This window comes from Collinsella tanakaei, from assembly GCF_016900375.1.
Taxonomy (GTDB): domain Bacteria; phylum Actinomycetota; class Coriobacteriia; order Coriobacteriales; family Coriobacteriaceae; genus Collinsella.
Genome location: NZ_JACJKB010000055.1, coordinates 1 through 414, shown reverse-complemented (window position 1 = coordinate 414; position 414 = coordinate 1). Strand labels below are relative to the sequence as shown.

General features: G+C 64.7%; 1 rRNA gene. It reads left to right on the top strand.

Going from position 1 to position 414, the window contains the following annotated elements:
* Positions 1–302 precede the first annotated feature (302 nt).
* A 16S ribosomal RNA gene (locus H6A16_RS10575) occupies positions 303–414 on the top strand; the annotation flags it as partial.

The window sequence follows — 414 nt, the reverse complement described above, 5'->3', positions numbered from 1 at the left end:
TCCCGCCCCCGGCGCCCCCGGGGAGTGGCACTATATCTCCCTGCCGCGCGGGCGAGCACCCGCGGCGGGCACCTTGAGAACCGGATACCGCGGGCAGGCCGACGAGGCCTGCCGAGACGAAGACGAGGCCATCCAGGAGATGGCCGAAGTATGAGAGTGCACCTGAGATAGTGTGGTAAGACGAAGTCTGACCCATCACTTCCAGACACAGGAAACACTTCACGCATCGATGAGATGGATCCGATCGGCGTCATGCCGGCCGGATGCGGGCTCGCGCCCGATAGCCCCTTCCACGGGGGCATTGGACGGAGAGTTCGATCCTGGCTCAGGATGAACGCTGGCGGCGCGCCTAACACATGCAAGTCGAACGGCACCCACCTCCGGGTGGAAGCGAGTGGCGAACGGCTGAGTAAC